The 15,896-nt window shown below is 73.8% G+C and carries 16 protein-coding genes; 6 read left to right on the top strand and 10 right to left on the bottom strand.

All coding sequences use genetic code 11. The features are described 5' to 3' along the window. The 5 genes from AB0O11_RS37705 to AB0O11_RS37685 all read right to left on the bottom strand — a co-directional run. Positions 1–236: adenylyl-sulfate kinase (locus AB0O11_RS37705; protein WP_363396625.1), on the bottom strand; the 236-nt coding region annotated here is incomplete at its 3' end. 57 nt (positions 237–293) lie between these two features. After that, a complete protein-coding gene (locus tag AB0O11_RS37700) occupies positions 294–995 on the bottom strand; it encodes a phosphoadenylyl-sulfate reductase (protein WP_363396619.1) in 702 nt (233 codons plus the stop codon). Further along, positions 976–1,158, bottom strand: a complete 183-nt coding sequence (locus AB0O11_RS37695) for a hypothetical protein (RefSeq protein ID WP_363396616.1) — start codon at positions 1,156–1,158, stop codon at positions 976–978. Before AB0O11_RS37695 ends, AB0O11_RS37700 begins: the two co-directional genes overlap by 20 nt. After that, positions 1,155–2,879 (bottom strand): nitrite/sulfite reductase, encoded by a 1,725-nt coding sequence (locus AB0O11_RS37690; protein WP_363396613.1) that lies wholly within the window; start codon positions 2,877–2,879, stop codon positions 1,155–1,157. The genes AB0O11_RS37695 and AB0O11_RS37690 overlap by 4 nt, the downstream gene beginning before the upstream one ends. Positions 2,880–3,077: 198 nt before the next feature. Continuing rightward, a complete protein-coding gene (locus AB0O11_RS37685; protein WP_318264789.1) occupies positions 3,078–3,161 on the bottom strand; it encodes a putative leader peptide in 84 nt (27 codons plus the stop codon). A gap of 178 nt (positions 3,162–3,339) precedes the next feature. Here AB0O11_RS37685 and AB0O11_RS37680 point away from each other — a divergent pair, with 178 nt between their 5' ends. Further along, positions 3,340–4,734, top strand: a complete 1,395-nt coding sequence (locus AB0O11_RS37680; RefSeq protein ID WP_363396610.1) for a YihY/virulence factor BrkB family protein — start codon at positions 3,340–3,342, stop codon at positions 4,732–4,734. Positions 4,735–4,810: 76 nt separating this feature from the next. Here the strand turns inward: AB0O11_RS37680 and AB0O11_RS37675 are convergent, their stop codons facing one another. After that, the gene (locus AB0O11_RS37675; RefSeq protein WP_363396607.1) at positions 4,811–6,436 is read right to left on the bottom strand and encodes an FtsW/RodA/SpoVE family cell cycle protein; all 1,626 of its coding nucleotides are present in this window, start codon (positions 6,434–6,436) and stop codon (positions 4,811–4,813) included. A gap of 287 nt (positions 6,437–6,723) precedes the next feature. Here AB0O11_RS37675 and AB0O11_RS37670 point away from each other — a divergent pair, with 287 nt between their 5' ends. Together AB0O11_RS37670 and rsgA are read left to right on the top strand one after the other, a co-directional pair. Beyond that, on the top strand, positions 6,724–7,818 hold the full coding sequence (locus tag AB0O11_RS37670; RefSeq protein WP_363396604.1) for a cytochrome c oxidase assembly protein: 1,095 nt from the start codon (positions 6,724–6,726) through the stop codon (positions 7,816–7,818). A gap of 367 nt (positions 7,819–8,185) precedes the next feature. Beyond that, complete coding sequence (rsgA, locus tag AB0O11_RS37665; protein ID WP_363396601.1) at positions 8,186–9,316, top strand: ribosome small subunit-dependent GTPase A; 1,131 nt, start codon at positions 8,186–8,188, stop codon at positions 9,314–9,316. Positions 9,317–9,379: 63 nt separating this feature from the next. On the opposite strand, the gene AB0O11_RS37660 is transcribed toward rsgA, so the two are convergent. Continuing rightward, a complete protein-coding gene (locus tag AB0O11_RS37660) occupies positions 9,380–9,838 on the bottom strand; it encodes an ASCH domain-containing protein (RefSeq protein ID WP_363396598.1) in 459 nt (152 codons plus the stop codon). Between the two features lie 362 nt (positions 9,839–10,200). Between AB0O11_RS37660 and AB0O11_RS37655 the strand changes: the two genes are divergently transcribed. Continuing rightward, a complete protein-coding gene (locus AB0O11_RS37655; RefSeq protein WP_363396622.1) occupies positions 10,201–11,787 on the top strand; it encodes an AlkA N-terminal domain-containing protein in 1,587 nt (528 codons plus the stop codon). Further along, positions 11,784–12,293 (top strand): methylated-DNA--[protein]-cysteine S-methyltransferase, encoded by a 510-nt coding sequence (locus AB0O11_RS37650; RefSeq protein ID WP_363396595.1) that lies wholly within the window; start codon positions 11,784–11,786, stop codon positions 12,291–12,293. The genes AB0O11_RS37655 and AB0O11_RS37650 overlap by 4 nt, the downstream gene beginning before the upstream one ends. A gap of 97 nt (positions 12,294–12,390) precedes the next feature. Here the strand turns inward: AB0O11_RS37650 and AB0O11_RS37645 are convergent, their stop codons facing one another. Next, positions 12,391–12,915, bottom strand: coding sequence for a GNAT family N-acetyltransferase (locus AB0O11_RS37645; RefSeq protein WP_363396592.1), 525 nt, complete (start codon positions 12,913–12,915; stop codon positions 12,391–12,393). Between the two features lie 44 nt (positions 12,916–12,959). Continuing rightward, positions 12,960–13,520 (bottom strand): MarR family transcriptional regulator, encoded by a 561-nt coding sequence (locus tag AB0O11_RS37640; RefSeq protein ID WP_363396589.1) that lies wholly within the window; start codon positions 13,518–13,520, stop codon positions 12,960–12,962. Positions 13,521–13,712: 192 nt separating this feature from the next. Here AB0O11_RS37640 and AB0O11_RS37635 point away from each other — a divergent pair, with 192 nt between their 5' ends. Then, positions 13,713–15,179 carry an MFS transporter gene (locus tag AB0O11_RS37635; RefSeq protein ID WP_363396586.1) on the top strand — a complete coding sequence of 489 codons (1,467 nt, stop codon included), beginning with the start codon at positions 13,713–13,715 and terminating at the stop codon, positions 15,177–15,179. A 26-nt stretch (positions 15,180–15,205) separates the two neighbouring features. Here AB0O11_RS37635 and pth read toward each other — a convergent pair whose 3' ends face one another. Beyond that, a complete protein-coding gene (gene pth / locus AB0O11_RS37630) occupies positions 15,206–15,793 on the bottom strand; it encodes an aminoacyl-tRNA hydrolase (RefSeq protein WP_363396583.1) in 588 nt (195 codons plus the stop codon). Between the last annotated feature and the right edge of the window lie 103 nt (positions 15,794–15,896).

The raw sequence follows: 15,896 nt of genomic DNA, 5'->3' as shown, positions 1-15,896 counted from the left end.
CGGGTCACGTTGGTGTGGCGGTCCTCGCGGGAGAAACCGAGACCCTTGGAGAGGAACTCGCGGATCTCGTCACCGTCGAGCACCTCGACCCTGTGACCCTCGGCGCGCAGCCGCTCGGCCAGCGCGAAGGCCAGCGTGGTCTTGCCCGCGCTCGGCAGCCCGGTCAGCCACACGGTGGCGCCGCGCTCGCAGGGGGCGGCCGGGCGGGCCGCCCCTGCGGCTCCGTCGGCGGCCAGGGTGTGAGCTGTCACGGTGTCTTCCTTACGCAGTAGTTGACGGTCGTCCACGGACGGTCAGAGGTGGATGCCGCACTCGGTCTTGCCGGAGCCGGACCAGCGGCCGGCCCGGGCGTCCTCGCCCTCGGCGGGCTTGCGGGTGCAGGACAGCGGGGAGCAGCCGATCGAGGTGTAGCCCTCCCACAGCAGCGGGTTGAGCAGCACCCCGTTGGCGGCGACGTAGGCGTCCACGTCCTCCTGGGTCCACCGGGCGATCGGGGCGATCTTGACCTTCCGGCGCTTCGGGTCCCAGGACACCACGGGGGTGTTCGCCCGGGTCGGCGACTCGTCGCGGCGCAGCCCGGTCGCCCAGGCGTCGTAGGCGGCCAGGCCGCGGTCGAGCGGCTCGACCTTGCGCAGCGAGCAGCACAGGTCCGGGTCGCGGTCGTGCAGGTCGGGCCCGTGCTCGGCGTCCTGCTCGGCCACGGTCTTCAACGGGGTGAGCGTGATGACGTTGACCGGCATGGTCGCGGCCACCGCGTCCCGCGTCCCGATGGTCTCGGCGAAGTGGTAGCCGGTGTCCAGGAACACCACGTCCACGCCGGGGAACACCGAGGAGGCGAGGTGGGCGACGACCGCGTCCTCCATCGAGGAGGTGACGCAGAACCGCTTCCCGAAGGTGTCGGCGGCCCACGTCAGGATCTCCTGCGGGGTCGCCTCCTCCAGCTCGCGGCCGGCCCGGACGGCTGTCGCCTCGTGGTCAGTCGCGGTGCTGCTCATGTGGCGTACCCCCGTGGTCGGTCGGTGACAGTAGGCCGAGGAACTTCAACCCGAAGGCGCGGCGGCATCCGTGGCACTCCCAGGCGCCGTGCCCGGCCTCCGAGGGACGCAGGTCCTCGTCCCCGCAGTACGGGCAGAAGAAAGGGGCGGCACGCTCACTCACGAGAGCTGCTCCTCGCTCGCCCGGGCCGCCCACTGGGCGAAGCGCTCGCCCTCGGTGCGGTCGGCCTGGTAGCGGGTCAGCACGCGCTCGACGTAGTCGGGCAGGCCCGCGCTGGTGACCTTCAGGCCGCGGACCTTGCGGCCGAAGCCGGCCTCCAGGCCGAGCGCGCCGCCGAGGTGCACCTGGTAGCCCTCGACCTGGTTGCCGTGCTCGTCGGTGACCAGCTGGCCCTTGAGGCCGATGTCGGCGACCTGGATGCGGGCGCAGGCGTTCGGGCAGCCGTTGATGTTGATGGTCAGCGGCTCGGCGAAGTCCGGCAGGCGCTGCTCCAGCTCGTCGATGAGCGTGCGGCCGCGCTCCTTGGTCTCGACGATGGCGAGCTTGCAGTACTCGATGCCGGTGCAGGCCATGGTGCCGCGGCGGAACGGCGACGGGGTGACCCGCAGGTCGAGCTCCTCCAGGCCGGCCACCACGGAGTCGACGTGCTCCTCGGCGACGTCGAGGATGAGCATCTTCTGCTCGGCGGTGGTGCGCACCCGGTCGCTGCCGTGGGCGGCGGCGAGGTCGGCGATCCGGCCGAGCAGCTTGCCGTCGACCCGGCCGACGCGCGGCGCGAAGCCGATGTAGAACCGGCCGTCCTTCTGGCGGTGGACGCCGACGTGGTCGCGCCAGCGGGCGGCGGGCTCGGCCGGGGCGGGACCGTCGGTCAGCTTGAGCTTCAGGTACTCCTCCTCCAGCACCCGGCGGAACTTCTCCACGCCCCAGTCGGCGACCAGGAACTTCAGCCGGGCGCGGTTGCGCAGGCGCCGGTAGCCGTAGTCGCGGAAGATGCCGATGACGCCGCCGTAGACGTCCGGCACCTGGTCCAGCGGGACCCACGCGCCCAGCCGCACGCCCAGCTTGGGGTTGGTGGACAGGCCGCCGCCGACCCACAGGTCGAAGCCGGGGCCGTGCTCGGGGTGGACCACGCCGACGAAGGAGACGTCGTTGATCTCGTGCGCGACGTCCAGCAGCGGGGAACCGGAGACCGCGCTCTTGAACTTGCGCGGCAGGTTGGAGAAGTCCGGGTTGCCGATGAAGCGGCGCTGGATCTCCTCGATGGCGGGGGTGCCGTCGATGATCTCGTCCTCGGCGATGCCGGCCACCGGGGAGCCGAGGATGACGCGCGGGGTGTCGCCGCAGGCCTCGGTGGTGGACAGGCCGACGGCCTCCAGCTTCTGCCAGATCGCGGGGACGTCCTCGATCCGGATCCAGTGGTACTGGATGTTCTGGCGGTCGGTCAGGTCGGCGGTGCCGCGGGCGTACTGCTCGGAGACCTCGGCGATCGCCCGCAGCTGGGGGACGGTCAGCCGGCCGCCGTCGATGCGCACGCGGAGCATGAAGAACTCGGCATCCAGCTCGTGCGGGTCCAGGATCGCGGTCTTGCCGCCGTCGATGCCCTCCTTGCGCTGGGTGTAGAGCCCCCACCAGCGCATCCGGCCACGCAGGTCGGCCGGGTCGATCGAGTCGAAGCCCCGGTGCGCGTAGATCGTCTCAATGCGTGTCCGCACATTGAGACCGTCGTCGTCCTTCTTGAACTGCTCGTTGGCGTTCAGGGGGGTGTGGTGGCCCATGCCCCACTGGCCCTCGCCGCGGTGGCGGGTCACCTTGCGGGCTGCCGCGGGGCGGCGCTCGGCGGCGCGGTCGGCCGTGGGCTCGACGGTCTCGGGAGGGGTGGCCATGGTGAAGTCCTTCTGGGCAGGTGGCGCTGGCGCCGAATGGGTCGCGGGCGTGCTCGGCCGTACGGTGCTGCTCTGACCTGCGGATTTCTCAAGGCCTTGAGGGCAGTGACCAGGGCCGGGCGGGCGCCTGCGCATCCGCTTCGGCGGGGACGGCGGGAAGGGCGGCGCCGGGTGCGGTGGTGCGGCGGGGGTGCGGGCTCAGGTCACCGGACAGATGGCGCTGGACACGCGAAGGAGGTCGACGTGGAGTCGACCTACTAGGGTGGTTCCGGCGCTAGACATGGCAAGAGATTCGCACGGCGCGGGACTCGCGGTCCACTAACATCCGGATGCTGGACGCTGACGTTTCGTCATGTGGGACACTCGGATGTTCCCGCCGCTCCCCGCCCGGGCGTCCGGCCACGCGCCCGTAGCCGGGGGAGATCAACCGTGCGAGCCCCGGCCCGATACGGTTGGCCCTGTGCAAGCAGCAGGCGATACGAGCAGACCGAACGCCGAGCGGCCCTCCCGGCGCCGGGGCAAGGGATCCCGGCGCGCGGCCAAACAGGCCACCTGGCGCCGCACGGCGTGGGAACTGGTGAAGGACACCACCAACACCTGCGTCGAGTACCGGGTCACCGGGCTCGCCGCGGAGGCGGCCTTCTTCACCCTGCTGTCGATCCCGCCGCTGCTGCTCGGCCTGGCCGGCACCCTCGGCTACCTCGACGAGTTCGTCGGCGCGGGCACCATCGCCGGGCTCAAGAAGAGCATCCTCTCGGCCTCCGGGACGGTGCTGTCGGACTCCTCCGTCAACGAGGTCGTGGTCCCGCTGCTGGACGGGGTGTTCGACCGCACCCGGCCCGACCTCGTCTCGATCGGCTTCCTGCTGTCGCTGTGGTCCGGCTCCCGGGCCCTCTACATCTTCATCGACACCATCACCGTCATGTACGGGCTCGACGGCAAGCGAGGCATCGTCAAGACCCGGCTGATGTCGCTCAGCCTCTACTTCGGCGCGCTGGTGATCGGCTCGCTGGTGCTGCCGCTGCTGATGGTCGGGCCGGGGCTGCTGGAGAACGCCGTGCCGGGGGTGGCCGGGCTGGTCGGCGCCCTCTACTGGCCGGTCGCGATCGTGCTGCTGACCGTCTCGCTGACCACCCTCTACCACCTGGCCGTCCCGGTCTCGACCCCGTGGCGCGAGGACATCCCCGGCGCCCTGGTCGCCCTGGTGGTGCTGGTCTTCTGCAGTGTCGGCCTGCGGGTCTACCTGGTCAGCTCGGTCGAGGGCCCCTCGGTGTACGGCTCGCTGGCGGCGCCGGTGGCCGTCCTGCTGTGGATCTTCGTGGTGGCGCTCGCGGTGCTCATCGGCGCCGCGATGAACGCCGCGATAGACCGCCGCTGGCCCACCCTGGAGACCGCCGACGCGCGCGCCGAGAACGAGCGCGCGCAGGAGGAGGCGGCCGCGGCCGTGGTCCGCGAGGTCGCCGCCCGGCGGGCCGTCGAACGGGCCCGGCGCGCCCGCGAACTCGGGCTCGCCGAGGGTGTCGAGGAGGAGTGGGGAGAGGACGAGGGCGAGGACGTCGACGCGCCCTCCGAGTACCCGGAGCGGTGGGCCGACGTGCTGGCCGCCGACAACGTGCGCGGCCGGCTCACCAGCCGCGGCGGGCCGCACCACCGGCCCGCCCCGCCGCCGCCGGACAGCGACCGGCCGACCGGGCAGCCGCCGGCGGCTCGGCCGGGGCCGCAGTCGGGGCCGCAGTCGGGGCCGCCGCCGGGACCTGTCGCGGGGCCTGTGCCCGGGCCGCCGCCGGGCCCGCCCGGGCAGCAGGTGCCGGGGTACCCGCCCCGGCCGCCCCGCCCGCCGTGGGAACAGCGGTAGCGGGGCGGACGGCAGGACACGGACAGGGCCTCTCCCGCGGGTGCGGGGGAGGCCCTGTCGCGTCGGTGCCGGCAGGTCAGGGGGCGGCCGGGTTCGGCGGATGGCCGTACGCCGGGCGCAGCTGGGTCGGGGCGGAGGGGTCGGCCGCGCCGGGGGTGGCGAGGGCCGGGTTCGATGGGTTCGGTCCCGTCGGGTCCGGGGCTGACGGGTCGTACGGCCCGTACGGGTCGTACGGGCCGGAGGGCAACGGGCCGGCCGCGGACGGATCGGCCTGCCCCGGCCGTTCGACCGGGCCGGCCTGGGTCGGGAGCGGCTCGGGGGAGGGCTGGACCGGGTCCAGGGCGGTGCGCCCGGAGGAGTCGCTCAGCTTGATCAGCAGCGCCACCATCAGCCAGTTCGCCAGCAGCGACGAACCGCCGGCGGCCAGGAACGGCAGCGCCTTGCCGGTCAGCGGGACCAGCCCGCTCACCCCGCCGACCACCACGAAGACCTGGAGCGCCAGCGCCGCCGACAGACCGGTGGCCAGCAGCTTGCCGAACGGGTCGGTCAGGCCGATCGCGGTGCGCAGGCCGCGCTGGATCAGCAGCACGTAGACCAGCAGGATCGCGGTCACCCCGGCCAGGCCCAGCTCCTCGCCGATGGTGGTGAAGATGAAGTCGCTGCGCCCGGCGAAGCCGATCAGCCAGGGCCGTCCCGAGCCCAGGCCGGTCCCGGTCAGGTGCCCGGTGCCCAGGCTGAACAGGGCCTCGGCGGGCTGCTCGGAGATCGCCTTGTCGTGCACCGGCTTGTAGTAGTCGAGCGGGTGCAGCCAGGCCTCGACCCGGCCGTGCACGTGGGGCTCCACGGTGCCGACCACCGCCGCGCCGCCGACCGCCATCAGCAGGCCGAGCACCACCCAGCTGGTGCGCTCGGTCGCCACGTACAGCATCACGATGAAGACGCCGAAGAAGATGAGCGAGGTGCCCAGGTCGCGTTCGAAGATCAGCACCAGCAGGCTGACCACCCAGATCGCCAGCACCGGGCCGGCGTGCCGCCCGCGCGGCAGGGTCAGCCCCCAGACCTTCCGCCCGGCCAGCGCCAGGGCGTCCCGGGAGGCCATCAGGTACCCCGCGAAGAAGATCGTGATCGCGACCTTCACGAACTCGTCCGGCTCGAAGGAGAGCCCGAACAGCCGGATCCAGCGCTTGGCGCCGAAGCTGTCGCCCGGGGAGAGCACCGGCGCGGCCAGCAGGATCAGCGCACCCGCCATCAGCAGGTAGACGTAGCGCTGGAAGAAGCGGTGGTGCTTGACGAGGACGATCAGCGCGAGCGCCACCGCCACCGAGATGAACACCCACATCAGCTGGGAGGGCGCGGCCGGGATCTTCTGGTAGTCGCCCTTGGCGGTGTGCGCGGCCTTGTAGCTGAAGTCCAGCCGGTCCAGCAGCACCAGCCCGAAGCCGGTCAGGAAGGCGCCCAGCGGCAGGATCAGCGGATCGGCGTACGGGGCGAACCGGCGCACCGCCAGGTGGGCCGCCCCGGCCAGCGCGCCCAGCGACAGACCGTGCACCAGCAGCCCGGGCGGCATCCTGCCGGTGAGCGCCAGACTGGCGTCGACGTGTCCCGCCAGACAGACGGCCACCGCGAGGGCCAGCAGGCCCAGTTCGATGTTGCGGTGGCGCGCCGCGAGCCGACGGCCGTCGCCGCGTGCAGTGGTTCGCACCTCTTGTCATCCCCTTGTCGCCCACGTGGCGGTGTCGCCGACGGTGCATCCTGCCAGACGTTTGTGTCTTCGCCGCGGTTGCGAGAAGAAGGGGACGGAGGGCGGAACTTTGCCTGGGCAAAGCTTTGTTGGGGCCCGGTAAAGCTTTGTTCAGGTCCGGGTATAGAGCTGGGCCCCGGGTGCGGCGGGGCCGTCGTGGAGGGACATCATGGCCGGGCGCCGGGGCGTCCCGGCGGCGGGGTTCCCGACCGGTGGGGGCCGCCGGAACGAGCGAGGTGAGCGGGCGGATGGACGCAGCGGTGGACGGTGTGGTGGGCGGCCCCGCCTCGGTGCTCGCCTACGGCGGGCCGCCGCCGTGGCAGTGGTCCGACCTGGCGACCTCCTGGACGGCTGAACCGCTGGTGCTCGTGCTGTCGGTGCTGCTCGGTGCCTGGTACCTGGTGGCGGTGCGCAGCGTCAACCGGGCGGCCGGGGAGCGGGCGGGCGGCGGTGGCGGGCACCCGGGGGCCGGGTCCGGTGGGGTGCGGCCGGGGGCCGGGTCCGGCGAAGGGTGCTGGCAGCCCACCCGGACCGCCGCGTTCCTCGGCGGGCTGCTGCTGTGGATCTGGTGCACCTGCTCCGGCCTCGGGGTGTACGAGCGGATCCTCTTCACCGACCGGGCGGTGCAGGTCGTGCTGCTGCTGATGGTCGTCCCGCTGCTGCTCGCACTCGGCGCGCCGGTCTCGCTGCTGGTCGAGGCGGCGCCGGCGGCCCGGCGGGAGCGCGTCCTGCGGGCGCTGCGCAGCCGTCCGTCCAAGGTGCTGATGTTCCCGGCGGTCTCCACCGCGCTGCTGATGGCGCCGCCGTGGCTGCTCTACTTCACGCCCTGGTACGAGTGGTCGGTGTCCAGCGGGCTCGGGAACGTGGTGCTGCACCTGGCGCTGGTGCTGCTGGGCCTCGCCTACTTCTGGCCGCGGTTGCAGCTTGACCCGGTCGGGCACGAGTACCCGCACCTGGTCGGGCTGTTCATCACCTTCGCCGAGGTGATCTTCGACGCGGGGCTCGGGATCGTGCTGATCTACGGCGGGCACCTGGTCGCCGAGCACTACTACGTGGCGCTCGGCCGGCCGTGGGGGCCGAGCCTGGCGCAGGACCAGACCTGGGGCGGCAACGCGTTCTGGGTGCTGGGGGACCTGGTCGGGCTGCCGTTCCTGGCCGCGCTGGTGCGGCGGATGGTGGTGCAGGGACGGGAGGAGAACGAGGCGGTGGACGCCGAGCTGGACGCCCGCTTCGCGGCGGCTGCCGCGCAGGCCCGGGCGGCGGGGCGGCCGGAGGAGGAGGAGTCCGGGATGCGGCCGTGGTGGCTGGACGACCCGAACCTCAAGCACCGATTCGGGGGTTAGGCCCTGGGGCGCACCGTGGCCGGGTGGCCGGGTGGCCGGGTGGCCGGGTGGCCAGGTGGCCGAGTGACCGTTTGTGGCGGGCCAATTGTGGTCCGGCAAAGCCTTCCTGGCGACCTCTGTGCCGAATTTCCGCAGGTCAGAAATAGGTTGGCCAGGATTCCCCGGTCCGCTAGCGTGTGACACGTCCGGTTCGGGGGCCATTGGGCCGCCCGAGGAGTAGAGAGCAGGAGGTGACCCCCGTGGTCGTTGTCGCCCCGATAGCTGCCCAGGGCAGCACTCGCGTTCACCTCCTCTTCCCGGCCGCCGGCTGAGCCCTTCGCGCCAGCCGTAGCCCGCCGGGACCATCTCCTCCCGAAGGGCCACCGCGTTGTTCAACGCTGCCTCCGTTCCGTCGTTCTCTTCCTCCTCTTCTTCGTTCTCCGCTGAGGCCTCCGCGCTGACCGGCTACGGCTGGACGGCCGAGCTCGCGGAGCTGTTCACCCCGTTCGGCGAGGCCGGGCTGCTCCCGGCCCGGATCGTCCGGGTCGACCGCGGCCAGTGCGACGCCGTGATCGCCGACCCGGAGACGGGCGAGCCGCGCACCGTCCGGTTCGACACCCGGCCGGTGGGCGACGCCGACATGATCAACTGCCCGTGCACGGGCGACTGGGCGGCGGTCGACCTGTACGCCCAGCCGATGGCCTCCGTGGCCGCGCTGCTGCCGCGATCCACCGCGATCATCCGCAAGGTGGCCGGCAAGCGTTCCGACGGCCAGGTGCTGGCCGCCAACGTCGACACCGTGCTGGTCGCCTCCTCCCTCGCGACCGATCCCGACCTCGGGCGGATCGAGCGCTTCCTCGCCCTGGCCTGGGAGTCCGGCGCCGATCCGCTGGTCGTCCTCACCAAGGCCGACCTGGTCGACGACGCCGACTTCATCCGGGCCGACGTCGAGGCCATAGCGCCCGGGGTCACGGTGCTGGCGGTGAGCGCCGAGACCGGCGAGGGCATGGACGTGCTCCGGGCCTGCACCCCCGGTACCACCGCGGTGATCGGGCAGTCCGGCGTCGGCAAGTCCACGCTCACCAACGCGCTGGTCGGCTCCCAGGCGATGGCCGTCCAGGAGGCCCGCGCGGTCGACCAGAAGGGCCGCCACACCACGACCACCCGCGAGCTGATCCCGCTGCCCGGCGGGGGCGTGCTGATCGACACCCCCGGGCTGCGCGAGGTCGGCCTCTACGGTGGCGAGGGCGTGGACCTGGCCTTCGCCGACATAGCCGAGCTGGCCGAGGAGTGCCGCTTCCACGACTGCGGCCACCACACCGAGCCCGGCTGCGCGGTGCAGGAGGCCCTGGCCGACGGCACCCTGCCGCAGCGCCGGATGGACAGCTACCTCAAGCTCCAGCGCGAGAACGAGTGGATCGCCTCGCGTTCGGACGCCCGGGTGGCCAAGGCGCGGCTGAAGAAGTGGAAGACGATCAGCAAGTCGATGCGAGCCGCGGGAGGTCCGGTGAAGCACTGAGCCCCGGCACCGGCCGGCCGCCGGGCAACGGCCGCCGGCCGGCCTCCGCCGGGCCCGCCCGGCTCAGCGGAGGTCGGCCACCAGACGGAAGCGTTGCAGGACCACCGGAGTGCTGTCGTCCACGGTGAAACCCGGGTCATCGAGGGCGTCGAGCATCTCCGGGCTGCGCCAGAACCGCTCGTGCACCTCGCGCCACTCGGCCACGCTGGTGCACCCCTCGCCCTCGTCCAGGGCGTGCTGGAGGTCGACCTCCGCGAGCGGGACCACCCGGACGTCCGTGGTCTCGATCACGGCGACCCTGCGGCCGTCCGAGTCGAGGACCGCGGAGCGCTCACCGGCCAGCGGCAGGGGCTCGCCCTCGTGCTCGTAGTCGGCGACCAGGCCGGTGGTGCTGGTCTTGGCGCCGTCGAGGATCGCGGCGACCAGCTGGTCCCGCAGGGGGCCGGGGAACGCGAACTCGGTCGGAGGCAGGGCGAGGACACGCGCGTCGTCCGGGCCGGTGTAGGACGGCTGATCACTCATGCGGCGAGGGTAACGGCGGGGCGGCCGGCGGGCTCGCGAATTTCCGGCCCGGGGCTCGGTGGGTGCCTGTGGGGTGCTCTCGGGCGCGGGCGGGCTGGCGGGCCGGGCTCCGGGGGCTCCGGGCGCTCAGCGGCCCGACGGGCTCGATGGGCTCGCAGCCCGGTGGGCTCTATGGGCTCGATGCGCTCGTGGTCCGGTGGGCCTACGGGCCAAGGGCCGATGGGCCATGGGGTGAGGCGGTGGGTGGGCGGCGGGGGAGGGGTGGGGCGGGGGAGGGGGAGGGCCCCCGAAGCGGCGATCAACGGTGATGTCCGATTCCCGCCAGTCACCCCCCCGCCCAGTGCCTCAAACTGGACAGCGTGATCGACGACGACATCCGGTACCGAGCCGTGGACAGCCGCGACTCCCGCTTCGACGGGGTCTTCTTCACGGCGGTCACCTCCACCGGCATCTACTGCCGTCCGAGCTGCCCCGCCGTGACGCCCAAGCGCGTCAACTGCGTCTTCTACCCCAGCGCCGCGGCCGCCCAGGGGGCCGGTTTCCGCGCCTGCCGCCGCTGCCGCCCCGACTCCGTTCCGGGCTCGCCCGAGTGGAACCACCGCGCCGACCTGGTCGGCCGGGCGATGCGCCTGATCGGCGACGGCGTGGTGGACCGCGAGGGTGTCGCCGGGCTGGCCGGCCGCCTCGGCTACAGCGCCCGCCAACTGCAGCGCCAGTTGACCGCCGAGCTGGGCGCCGGCCCGATCGCGCTGGCCCGCGCCCGCCGTGCGCAGACTGCCCGGCTGCTCCTCCAGACCACCGAACTGCCCGTCACCGACGTCGCGTTCGCGGCCGGCTTCGCCTCCGTCCGCCAGTTCAACGACACCGTGCGCGAGGTCTACGACCGCACCCCCAGCGGCCTGCGCTCCGAAGTCTCCGCCGGCCGCCGCACCGCGACCCCGGCCGGCGGCCTCACCCTGCGCCTCGCCTACCGCGGTGCGCTCGACAGCGAGCACCTGATCGACTTCCTCGCCCTGCGCGCCGTCCCCGGCGTGGAGGAGGTCGTCTCCGGCGCGCGCCCCGGCGTGCGCGTGTACCGTCGCACCCTCGCGCTCCCGTACGGCCACGGCATCGCCGAGGTCGACGGCCTGGCGCCGGGCGAGCCGCCCACCCGCGGCTGGCTCGACTGCCGCCTCCTGCTCGCCGACCTCCGCGACCTGCCGACCGCCGTCCAGCGCCTGCGCATCCTCTTCGACCTGGACGCCGACCCGCTCGCGGTCGACGAGCAGCTCGGCGCCGACCCGCTGCTCGGCCCGCTGGTCCGCGAGCGCCCCGGCCTGCGCTCGCCCGGCCACGTGGACCCGCACGAGCTCGCCGTCCGCGCCGTCCTCGGCCAGCAGATCAGCGTCGCCGCCGCCCGTACCCTGGCGGGACGGCTCGCCGAGAAGTACGGCACCGCGCTGCCCGAGCCCAGCGGTGGCCTGCGCCTGCTCTTCCCGACCGCGGCGGCCCTGGCCACCGCCGACCCGGAGGACTTCGCGATGCCCGTCGCCCGCCGCCGCGCGCTCACCGGCCTGTGCGCCGCGCTCGCCGAGGGCGTGGTCCGGCTCGACAGCGGAGCCGACCGGGAGGAGGCCGCGGCCGCCCTGCTGGACCTGCCCGGCATCGGCCCCTGGACGGTCGGCTATCTGCGGATGCGGGCCCTGGCCGACCCCGACGTCTTCCTCCCGAGTGACGTGGGCGTCAAGCACGGCCTGCTCCGTCTCGGCGCCGCAGGCGACCCGAAGTCCGCCGCCCGCGCCGCCGAGGCCTGGGCCCCGTGGCGCTCGTACGCCGTCCACCGGCTGTGGGCCGGCCCCGCGAGCACCGGAACCGGAATCGACACCGGCAATGACACCGGCATCAGCAAGACCAGCAGCACCAGCACCACCAGCAGCACCAGCACCGGAACGGAGAACGAACGAGCATGAGCACCACCGTCTACACCACCATGGAGAGCCCCTTCGGCCGGCTGCTGCTCAGCGGGGTGCTGCCCGAGGACGGCGGACCGGCCGCGCTGGCCACCGTCACCGCGCCCGGCCAGAAGTACGCACTGGCCGAGCCCGCCGACGAGTGGGTGCAGGACCCGGAGGCGCTCGCCGAGCCGGTGGCCCAGCTGACCGCCTACTTCGCCGGCAAGCGCACCGGCTTCGACCTCCCGCTCGCGCCCGAGGGCACCGAGTTCCGCCGCAGGATCTGGGCCGCGCTGGACGAGATCCCGTACGGCACGACCGTCACCTACGGCGAACTCGCCGAGCTGGCCGGGCAGGAGCCGCGCATGGTCCGGGCGGTCGGCGGCGCGGTCGGCGCCAACCCGCTGCTGATCGTCCGCCCCTGCCACCGGGTGCTCGGCGCCAGCGGCGCGCTCACCGGCTTCGCCGCCGGCGTGGACCGCAAGCGCTGGCTGCTGGACCTGGAGAGCGGCACCCTGTTCTGACCGCCGAGGCCGCGCGGCCGCTCACCCCGTGCACACCCGACCCCTGAACACGCCCTCCCGGAGCGCCCGACCCCCGGCCGGGTCACCCCCTGAGCGGTCATGCGCCGGACGCTCGGCTCCGCAGGTCCACCCGCCAGTTGTTGCTGCGCATGAACCGCCCGGGCGGGAACTCGAAGTCCGTCTCGCCGAGCAGCGCGAACCCGGCCTTCGCGCAGACCGCGTTGGAGGCGGGGTTGTCCACGGAGGGGAAGGCGTGCAGGTGGGGGTGTGCGGCCTCGCGGCGGGCGGCCGCGACCGCCGCACGGGTGGCGGCGACGGCGACGCCCCGGCCCTGGAACCCGGGCAGCACGTTCCACCCCATCTCGTGGACGGTCCGGCCCTCCCAGGTCCGGGTGCCGTAGCCGACCGTCCCGACCGCCTCGCCCTCGGGCAGCAGCACGATCCGGTACATGCAGCCGAGCCCGGACGGGACGAAGTCCAGATAGCGTCGGTGCCGTACGAGCAGCTGCTCCTCGCTCTCCGGCCCGCCGACGTGCTTCTTCATCTCCGGCGTGTTGACCCGGCGCAGCAGCGCGAGGTCTTCGTCCGTCCAGGGCTCGATCCGTACCTCTGCGGTGGTCATGCCGGGGACGGTAACGCCGGGCGGGCCCCGGCGACCAGTGCTTTTCAGTCGGCCGTGGACTCCTGCGCAGGCGTCTGGCCGGTCCCCTGCTCGGGTCCCGGTCCCGGTCCCGGCCCCGGGCTCGGCTGGGCGAGGGCGCGGGCGAGCTGTTCCAGTGCCGGCAGGGCGTCGACGACCGCCGCACGGTCGGCCGGGTCGAGGGTGGCGAGCGCAGTGGCGATCCGGCGCTCGTGGGCGTGCTGCCAGTCGTCCAGCTGCCGCCGGCCGGCCGGGGTGAGCGCGATCCGGGCGGTGCGGCGGTCGCCGGGGTCGGCCTGGCGGTCCACGAAGCCGGCGTCGAGGAGTTTCCCGACCAGCCCGCTGACGGTGTTGGGCGCGAGCCGCTGCCGCGCGGCCAGCTCCCCGACCCGCAGCGGGGCGGCGGCCAGCGTCTGGAGGAGCTCGACCTGCGCCATCGGCAGGGACTCCCACGGGTAGTCGGTGCGGATGCTGCTGCGCAGCGCGCGGCGCAGCCGGGTGACGGTGTCGGTCAGCCGCCGGGCGTGCTCGACCGCCGGGTCGGGGCTTGCGGTGGCGGGGTCGGGAACGTGTGGTGACGACGGCATGGCGGACAGCGTATCGCCTGGTACGGGGCGGTTCGGCGGCCGGTTCGGGGCCCGGGGCCCCGCTGTGTTGCGGCTCTGTTGCGGGCCTCGCGGCAGGTGTCCGTCCGGCACCGTCCGCACCGTGGGACGCATCCTGTCGCAGAGCGATCAGCTCGTAGAGAGAACATCTCTGTATCCGATATATTCGGAGACATGAACGCCACCGCTCTTGCCTCGCGGCTGCTCACCGAGCGGCCCCGGCCGCGCGGCATTTCCGGCTGGCGCCACGCCCACTGGCTGGCCGTCGGCACGGTCTGCCTCGGCGCCTTCCTCGGCCAGCTCGACGCCAGCGTCATCGCCCTGGTCTTCCCCGCCCTCGGCCGCCACTTCGACGCGGGCTTCGCCGCCGTCGAGTGGGTCGCCCTCGCGTACCTGCTGGTCCTGGTCGCCCTGCTGGCCCCGATCGGCTGGCTGTCCGACCTGATCGGCCGCAAGACGATGTACATCGGCGGCTTCGCGGTCTTCGGCCTCTCCTCGCTCGGCGCCGGATTCGCCGGCAGCCTCTGGGCCCTGGTCGGCTGCCGCGCCGTCCAGGCGGTGGGCGCCGCGATGATGCAGGCCAACAGCGTCGCCCTGGTCGCGCGCGGCGTCCCGGATCACGCGATGCGGCGCGCGCTCGGCATCCAGGCCTCCGCCCAGGGCCTCGGCCTGGCGCTCGGGCCCAGCCTCGGCGGGCTGCTGGTCGAACACGCCTCGTGGCGCTGGGTGTTCTGGGTCAACGTGCCCATCGCGGTGTTCGGCATCCTGGCCGGCTGGTACCTGCTGCCCCGCACCCGGACGGCGGGCACTCCGGCCGCCGCACCGGGCCCCCGCCGACGCGCCGCGGCCGGGCGGACGGGTGCCCGCCGGACCGGGGCCAGCGAGGACGCCCGCTTCGACCTGCCCGGCATGCTGCTGCTCACCGGGGCGACCACCGCCCTGCTGCTCGCCCTGTCCACCGCCTCCGGGCTGCCCCTGCCCGGCTGGGCGGTGGCCGCCCTGCTGCTCACCTCCGCCGCCCTGACCGTGGCGCTGGTGCACCAGGAACGGAGGACCGCCCGGCCGATCCTGGCACCCGGACTGGTCAACACACCGGGCGTGCGCTCCGGCCTGGTGGTGGCGCTGATCGGCTACCTGCTGCTGTTCTGTCCGCTGGTGCTGGGCCCGGTGCTGCTCACCGGCGCGGGCGTGTCGACGGCCCACGCGGGCCTGGTGGTCACCCTGCTGCCCGCCGCGTTCGCGTTCGCCGCGACGGTCGGCGCCGGGCTGCTGCCCCGGGGCTGGTCGGACGTGACCAGGTGCCGCTTCGGTGCGCTGCTCGCCGCCGGCGGACTGCTGCTGTTCGCCCTGCTGCCGGCCTCGGACGCGGCGGCGGCCCCGCTGCTGACCGCCGGGTACGGGCTGGGCCTGCTGCTGCCCGCCAACAACGCGCTGGTGATGCGGGCGATACCGGCGCAGTGCTCGGCGGTCGGCGGCGGCATGGTGAACATGGCGCGCAGCCTCGGCACGGCGCTCGGCATGGCGCTGTCCGTCCTCGGCGTCCACCTGGCGGGCGCCGCGTCCGGTGGGCGGACGGTGCTGTTCGTCCTCGCCGCCGTCGCGGCGGCCGCCGCCCTGCTCACCCGGCCCGTCCGGGCCTGAGGCCCATGGCCCTCCTCGGCCCCCGGCTAGGCGTCCGTGCGGGCGTTGAGGGCGTCCTGGGCGCGGTTCAGGCCGCGCCGCACCAGTGTCTCCACGGCGTCCGCGCACCGGTCCAACTCGTCGGGCATGGCGGCCAGTTCCTGCTCCGAGAACTTCTTCAGCACGAAGTCCCCGACGCTCTGGCCCTTCGGCGGCCGTCCGATGCCGAACCGCAGCCGGACGAAGTCCCGGGTGCCGAGCACCTCGCCCACCGAGCGCACCCCGTTGTGGCCGCCGGGGCCGCCGCCGCGCTTGAGCCGGGCGGAGCCGAACGCGAAGTCCAGGTCGTCCTGCACCACCACCAGCCGCTCGACCGGGACGCCGTGGCGGCGCAGCAGTGCGGCCACCGGGCGTCCGGACAGGTTGATGGACCACAGCGGCTTGGCCAGCAGCACCCGGTGACCGTCGACGGCGATCTCGGCCACCAGGGTGGCGATCCCGCGCCGGCGGAACCGGGCGCCGTGCCGTTCGGCCAGCCGGTCCACGGCCAGGAAGCCCGCGTTGTGCCGGGTGAGCCGGAACCACGGGCCGGGGTTGCCCAGTCCGGCGATCAGCCAGGGGGTGTCGGGGGTCATACGGGGTTCTCCGGAGGGGTGGGGAAGGAGGACGGACGGCCGGGGCGCCGGCAGGGACGGTACGGGACCGTCCCTGCCGGGGAAGGGAATAGCGTCGGGGTGG

Source organism: Kitasatospora sp. NPDC093102 (assembly GCF_040683915.1).
Lineage (GTDB): Bacteria > Actinomycetota > Actinomycetes > Streptomycetales > Streptomycetaceae > Kitasatospora.
Note: the sequence above shows the minus strand (reverse complement) of the source record. Positions and strands in the feature narration are given on the sequence as shown.